5 protein-coding genes and 3 pseudogenes are annotated in these 7,285 nt (G+C 57.4%); all 8 read left to right on the top strand.

Features of this window, described 5'->3' with window-relative positions; genetic code table 11:
- Positions 1 to 1,761, top strand: a 1,761-nt coding sequence (locus LH464_RS23700; RefSeq protein WP_226788870.1) for an HNH/ENDO VII family nuclease, incomplete at its 5' end; no start/stop codon positions are given.
- Between the two features lies 1 nt (position 1,762).
- On the top strand, positions 1,763 to 2,227 hold the full coding sequence (locus LH464_RS23695; RefSeq protein WP_226788869.1) for an SMI1/KNR4 family protein: 465 nt from the start codon (positions 1,763 to 1,765) through the stop codon (positions 2,225 to 2,227).
- 411 nt (positions 2,228 to 2,638) lie between these two features.
- Positions 2,639 to 3,103, top strand: a complete 465-nt coding sequence (locus LH464_RS23690; RefSeq protein ID WP_226788868.1) for a hypothetical protein — start codon at positions 2,639 to 2,641, stop codon at positions 3,101 to 3,103.
- A 136-nt stretch (positions 3,104 to 3,239) separates the two neighbouring features.
- Positions 3,240 to 3,428: pseudogene (locus LH464_RS23685) on the top strand (IS3-like element IS426 family transposase); the annotation flags it as partial.
- Positions 3,429 to 3,619: 191 nt separating this feature from the next.
- Entirely contained in the window at positions 3,620 to 5,131 is a 1,512-nt protein-coding gene (gene istA / locus LH464_RS23680; protein ID WP_226788867.1) for an IS21 family transposase, read from the top strand.
- Positions 5,132 to 5,145: 14 nt separating this feature from the next.
- Positions 5,146 to 5,901 carry an IS21-like element helper ATPase IstB gene (gene istB / locus LH464_RS23675; protein WP_226788866.1) on the top strand — a complete coding sequence of 252 codons (756 nt, stop codon included), beginning with the start codon at positions 5,146 to 5,148 and terminating at the stop codon, positions 5,899 to 5,901.
- A 128-nt stretch (positions 5,902 to 6,029) separates the two neighbouring features.
- Positions 6,030 to 6,242 (top strand): annotated as a pseudogene (locus tag LH464_RS23670) (integrase core domain-containing protein); the annotation flags it as partial.
- A 21-nt stretch (positions 6,243 to 6,263) separates the two neighbouring features.
- Positions 6,264 to 7,285: pseudogene (locus LH464_RS23665) on the top strand (IS3 family transposase); the annotation flags it as partial.

The following is a 7,285-nucleotide window of genomic DNA, read 5'->3' as shown; positions in this document are numbered from 1 at the left end:
CCCGGCTCGGGTGTCGGTGGAATCCTCGGCCTGGCCGGCTGGCAGGCGGCCGCCGTCAACGCCTTCGCCTCATCCTTCATGCTTGAAAGCATCGACGGGATTGTTTCCGGCAACTTCGACCTCGGGGAGATCCTCGAAGGGGCGGTCTTCGCAGGGGTCACAGCCGGGCTGACCAACGCCATCAGCCTCGATCTTATAGGCATCAAAGCCGAAGGCCTTCTCGGCAAAGCTCTGCTGGGAGACTTCGGAAACGGAACCCTTACGCTGCATGCCATTCTCGATGGCGCCCTGGATGGTTTGATCTCATCGGGTTTATCCTCCCTGGTCTATGACACCGACTTTGGATCGGCCTTCTCCGCTGCGCTTATTAAAACAGTCGTCAATCTGGCGATGGCGGATATTCAGTTCGCCATCGGCGATCGGTATCTGGGGGAGGGCACGCCGCAGCATATGCTGTTGCATGGCCTCGTCGGGTGCGCTGTGGCGCAAGCAAGCGGGGGTGATTGCGCCGCCGGCGCTGCCGGGGCGGTGGCACAAAGTATCTATGCGGCATACCTCCAAAACTATGGCGGAGTAGCCGACGAGAAGCGGGCATTGGCCAATGCCGAGTTCATCGGGGCGCTGGTCGGATTCATGTTCTCCGGCGGTAAGGCGGAAAACGTAGAGCTTGCGGCCACCATCGCCCGCTCAGGGTTGGAGAATAACTACCTCTCGCACAGTGAGCTCGCACTTCTCGAGGCAGAACTGAAGGAGTGCCTGCTTCAAGGCAGCGACTGTACGCAGGTGATCGCCGAATACCGCGCATTGAGCGAAGCACATGACGCGGAATTTGCGGCATGCGGCAATGACACGGCCTGCGTGCAGATGCACATGGTGCGGATCGCCGCCGCCGAACTGTCCGGCAAGGCGGACGAGGTTCTCCTGCTACTCAAACCGACCGGCTGGTCGGCCACCTTCGAGCGCCTGCAGTACGAGACCGCCGAGAAGATTGGCGGCGGCGTCAACATGGAGGAAGTCTGGACTGCCGCCGGGGCGGAGTTCCGCAAGGAGTTTGAAAAGGCATCCTGCTCCGGATTGAGCAGCTCAACCTGCCAGGTCGCATTTGATGCCGAAGTGCGCCGCCTTGCCGCCGATGCGGCCAGCCGCGCAGAAAACGCTCAAGCCATGCTCGCTTTCTTTGAGGGGATCGGGATCGTCATCGATTTTACCCCCGGCGTCGGTGACGTCAAAGCGGCGGTCGAATGCGGTGCCGCGCTCAGCTGGGGAACATGCCTCGGGGCGGCAGTGGGAATGGTGCCTGCTCTCGGCGATGGAGCCAGGCTTCTGCTCAAGAAAGGCGACGACGTTGTCGAGGTCGTCGTAGGAGATGGCGTCGAAGCGGCCTTCAGGCAGGAAAGAAAATTCTGGTCGGAGGAGCCGATTGTTTTCAATGGAAACGAAGTTTATCAGCGGAATGATTTGTTTGATCCAAATCTTGTCACTAGTTGGCGCGAACGGGGAATGGTTGTCACGGGAACCAATCTTGAGCGTATGGCAAGCGGTAGAGCGCCAATCGGCGTTGATGGAAAGTCAGTAAACTTGCACCATCTTACCCAAACACATTCCGGAGCAATCGCCGAAGTCACCCAGACATTCCACCAGACAAACAGTAAAACGATTCATATCAATTCAAACACCATTCCATCAGGCATTGACAGACCTGAGTTTGATAGCTGGAGGGCCAAGTATTGGAGTGATCGAGCAGCGAATTTAGGAGGCTGAAATGGGGAGCGTGACCGAATCCATAGTTGAGGCGTTGGCGTCTTTGAATCCCAATGTCGTGTCCTTTGGAAATGAACAGGATGCGGTAGGTGATGAGTGGATCAGAAAGGCTGAGGAAAGGCTGGGGCGTTGCCTTCCAACCTCGTACAAATGGTTTTTAAAGAAATACGCAGGAGGGGAGATCGGGGGCGAAGAAATTTACAGCATTTACGGTCTCGAATTTGAGACGGTGAGGGGAGGCGACATCGTCTACCAGCATATTTTGGATGTAAAGAACAATCCGGCTTACAGTAGCAGAGTAGCTGTGGCTGCTAGTGACTTCGGGGAGGTGTTTTTCTTCGATTATCTGCAGTTTGCCGATGGGGAATGTCCGGTGAGGCTACGCCTCCCCTCTGGCGAGGATATTCCTTATGCTGCAGATTTTTATGAGTTTTTGTACAAGCGGATTTTAGCTCATACTAAATAAGCTATCGGTGCCAGCTGTGTTCTGCGGACGATCAAGACGGCAGTCGACGATGGGCTTTTGCATCCGAACCCGGTCCATTAAATAGACCGTTCTGGGGTTCGTGGAACGACTATCCGAAAGTAATCGTAGAGGGTCGCGAATACGCTCAAGTGGGTAATAGGTTATATACCCATCACGCGGTTGACTCTATGCAACCATCCGGGCTGGGTGCTCCTGCTGGAAATGTTAATCCGGGACGCTCAATCGCACCGGGGTACGTAGAGGACGTTATTTCACAAGGGAACTACAGCACGCAAATTGTGAATGGCGAGGAAAGGCGTCATTATCAATCGGGCTCAACACTTGTGGTAACATCAGGTGATGGTGGGGTGGTAATATCAGTTAATCCGTACAGATTTGATTGAGGTAGTCATGAATTCGGTTCTTGAAATGGCCGTTGCTCTACAGCAGTATAATGCGGGAAAGATCAATGCGGCGCACACAGCTCCGATTATTACCGCAAATCTGTCGGGCTTGGACCAGCTAGATACATTGAGTCTATGGAAACTAGCCCAATCTGTTGGGTTCTCTCTCGCTGATAGTGAGGGGATTGGCGATGATGCTGAGGTCAGAGAAAAATCTGAACGACTTCAACGCCAGCTGAACCAAATGATCAGCGAAAGGACTTCTGTTATCGAGATAACAGCTCACTTGGCTGATGAATTTCGCCCTGAGCAACTGTTGCATACGAGCTTTAATGACTCCGAGGCCTATGAAATTAGAAAAGCACCCTCCAGCGAGGTGGTTTTTCTGTGCGGAAAAGATGCGAAAAATCAATTGAGCGGCTTTCGAAAATTCAGATGCCTTAAGGATTTGGAGGAGGCGGCTTGGGAATGATTGACGGTACCCCTTCCGTTTCGTCGATGATCAGTACTGACAAGCAGCCATTTGTCATAACGTAGGTTGCGTCAAAGTCATTGCTGGCAGCAGTGCTATTCTTGCTGCACCGGGATCGACAGTGGCGGTTCCGTTGGCCGTCGAGAAGCGCTTCGGCGCAACCAGCGCCCCGCATGCTATCGAACATCTGTCTGATAACGGCAGCGCCTACACCGCGAGGGAGACCAGGCTGTTTGCTCAAGCTCTCAACCTGATCCCATGCTTCACGCCCGTTGCCAGCCCACAATCGAACGGCATGTCGGAGGCTTTCGTCAAAACCCTGAAGTGCGGATTCCGCTCTGAAGCCGGCCACCATTCCGATCATTAACCGGCCACCGTTCCGATTTGAAGCCGGCCACCATTCCAATCAATAACCGGCCAGTTTCCGGCACTCAAGTTCCCCTGGGTCAGCAACCTTGGCATGTGTCCCCTCGATATCCACGAGGGGAATTTGATGCCTGCAAAAAAAAGCTGACCATGCGACACATACGACAAATGCTGCGGCTTGCGGGTAGCGGAACGAGCAGCCGCGAGATTGCGGTGATGCTTGGCATTGCTCGCAGCACTGTGCAGGATAACTTGAAGCGGGCTGCGATGGCCGGGTTGAGTTGGCCCCTCGCCAGCGACCTGACAGACGATGTCCTTGAGGCCAAGCTTTTCGTCCACCCCGGCGTTAAGCAAGGCCAGCGATTACGCCAAGAGCCCGATTGGGCCCCGCTTTCGATCGAGCTGAAGAAGCCAGGCGTGACGCTGCTGATCCTTTGGGAGGAATATCGTAGCGTCCATCCGGACGGGTACGGTTATAGCCGCTTCTGCGAGCTGTTCCGCGGCTTTGAGAAGCGCCTGTCACCGACGATGCGCCAGGAACACGTCGCCGGCGACAAGGTCTTCGTGGACTATTCCGGCAAGAAGGTGCCGATCGTGGATCGCAAGACCGGCGAGATCCGCGAGGCGGAACTGTTCCTCGGCGTACTCGGCGCGTCGAGCTACACATACGCCGAAGCCACATGGACCCAGACTCTGCCGGACTGGATCGGTTCACATGTGCGCATGTTCATGTTCTTCGACGGTGTGCCCCGCCTGATCGTGCCCGATAATCTGAAGTCCGGCGTCAACCGCGCCAGCTTCTACGATCCGGAGATCAACCGCAGCTATGGGGTCATGGCCGCTCATTACGGCGTTGGTGTCCTGCCAGCACGTCCGCGACGCCCGAAGGACAAGGCCAAGGTGGAGAATGGCGTAAAGTTCGCCCAGAGCTGTATTCTCGGCCGTCTTCGCAAACAGACCTTCTTCTCGCTCGCCGAGGCCAATGCCGCGATCGCCCAGATGCTGGAGCGCATCAACAACCATGTCATGCGCCGGTTGGGCGTCAGTCGTCGGAACCTCTTTGAGACGGTCGAACAGGCAGCGCTCGCACGTCTGCCATCCGAACATTACGAGTTCGCCGAGTGGCGCTTCGCGCGGGTATCGACGGATTACCATGTCGAGTTCCAGAGCTTCTTCTATTCCGTCCCGCATGCCCTCATCCGGAGCCAAGTCGATATCCGAGCGACGGAACGGATGATCGAGATCTTCCATCGCGGCAAACGCGTTGCGGTGCATCAGCGCCGCTATGGGGGCCCGCGCTATGGAACAGACCCCGCGCACATGCCCAGTTCACACCGCCGCTATACCGAGTGGACGCCGGAACGCTTCCGGCGTTGGGGCGCGTCCATCGGACCGCACACAGAAGGGTTGATCATCGCCATTCTCGCCAGCCGTCCGCATCCGGAACAGGGCTTCAGAACGTGCCTGGGGATCCTGCGCCTTTATCGTGACGTCGGCAACGACCGGGCCGAGGCCGTCTCAACGCGGGCTGTCGAGATCGGAGGGCTGACCTGCAAGACCATTGCCTCGCTGATCGCCACTCACAAGGGTTCAAGGCAGTCCACCGAACCTGCCGCCATCATGGAGCACGCCAATCTGCGTGGCCCCGATTACTTTCATTGAGGAGACACCCAATTATGCTGATCAATCCTACCATCGACATGCTGCGCCAACTCGGCCTTTCCGGCATGGCAAGCGCCTATCAGGAACTCGAGGCGCAACCGGAGGCGAGACACCTCGAGCACGGTGAGTGGCTGGCCCTTCTTCTCGAGCGCGAGTCGACCACCCGCGGCCAGAAGCGCTTCGAGGCCCGTGCCCGGGCCGCAAAGCTGCGCCATGATGCCCAAATCGAGAACATCGATTTCCGCGCCACCCGCGGCCTCGATCGCAATCTGTTCCTGAAGCTCGCCGGATGTGATTGGATCCGGCAGCGCCACAGCCTGCTCATGATCGGACCCGCCGGCGTCGGCAAGAGCTGGCTTGCCTGCGCTCTCGGACACAAGGCGTGCCGCGAGGACTTCTCCGTCGCTTATCATCGCCTGCCCAGACTGTTTGCCACCCTTGCCCTGGCACGTGGCGACGGCCGATATCCGAAGGTCCTCAAGGCGCTGGCCAGAACCGATCTGCTCATTCTGGACGACTGGGGGCCGGAGAAGCTCAGCGACGAACAACGGCGCGACCTCCTGGAGATCGTTGAGGACCGCTATGAGAAACGGTCCACCATCGTCACCAGCCAGGTGCCCGTCGAGCACTGGTACGACATGATCGGTAATCCGACGATCGCCGACGCCATCCTCGATCGCCTCGTTCATAGTGCCTACCGCATCGAACTCATGGGGGAGAGCATGCGAAAGCAGCGCTCCGTAACCGCCCTTGAAACAACCCAGGCTTGACCGCCAAGCAGCTTCACGCCACAAAACTCAACGACCCAGAGGCACACCGACTGGCCGGCTTCAAATCGGAACGGTGGCCGGAATGAAATCGGAATGGGTGGCCGGCTTCGTGTCGGAATAGGTGGTCGGCTTCATCGGAATACGCACTGAAGCGGGACTACATACACATCTCACCCATTCCGGACGCCGACACAGCTCTCCGGAAGATCGACGGATGGATCGAGGATTATAACGAAATCCATCCGCATTCAGCGCTGAAGATGGCTTCCCCAAGGGAGAGAGCTGGCTCGGGAAATCTGCACAGCCAGGATAAGTGGAATTTCTGCCTGACTTCGGCTTAGATGCCGGGAACAGGAGATACCATGACGAGACGACCGCGCCGGAACCATAGCCCGGCTTTCAAGGCAAAGGTGGCACTTGCCGCCATCCGAGGTGAGCAGACGCTGGTGGAATTGTCCCAGCAGTTTGACGTGCACGCCAACCAGATCAAGCAGTGGAAAGACCAGCTCCTTGAGGGGGCGACAGGCGTTTTCGGTGATGAAGCGAAGGCGGAGCCGGCGGGTCCAACCGTCGATGTCAAAACATTGCACGCCAAGATCGGCGAACTGACGCTGGAAAATGATTTTTTAGCCGGAGCGCTCGGCAAGGCGGGGTTGCTGGGCGGAAAGAAATGATCGACCGCGAGCATAAGCTATCCGTCGTGCGCCAGGCGAAGCTTCTCGGTTTCAGCCGTGGCAGTGTCTATTATCTGCCTCGTCCAGTGCCAGACGGCGATCTTGCCCTGATGCGCCGTATCGACGAGCTGCATCTCGACTACCCTTTTGCCGGAAGTCGGATGTTGCAAGGGCTCTTGAGAGGAGAAGGGCTGGAAGCTGGGCGGCTGCACGTCGCCACGCTGATGAAAAAGATGGGCATCGAGGCGATCTATCGTCGCCCGAACACATCCAAACCAGCGCCAGGTCACAAAATCCATCCCTACCTCCTGCGAAAGTTGGCGGTCACCCGACCCAACCAAGTCTGGGCAATGGACATAACCTACGTTCCGATGGCGCGCGGTTTTGTCTATCTCTGCGCCGTCGTGGACTGGTTCAGCCGGAGGGTTCTGTCGTGGCGGCTGTCGATCACGATGGAAGCAGCCTTCTGCATCGAAGCAGTCGAGGAAGCGCTGGCCCGTTCTGGCAAACCCGACATATTCAATACCGACCAGGGCTCGCAGTTCACCTCGATGGACTTCACGGCGGTACTGAAGAAGGCGAAAATCGCCATCTCGATGGATGGCAAGGGGGCGTGGCGGGACAACGTGTTCGTCGAACGGCTCTGGCGTTCGATCAAATACGAGGAAGTCTACCTCCACGCCTACAAGACCGTGTCCGAGGCCCGCGTC

The sequence above is a fragment of the Pseudorhizobium xiangyangii genome (assembly GCF_020531965.1).
Classification (GTDB): Bacteria; Pseudomonadota; Alphaproteobacteria; order Rhizobiales; family Rhizobiaceae; genus Neorhizobium; species Neorhizobium xiangyangii.
The sequence above is the reverse complement of the archived record's forward strand: the minus strand, read 5'-3'. Positions and strand labels throughout refer to the sequence as shown.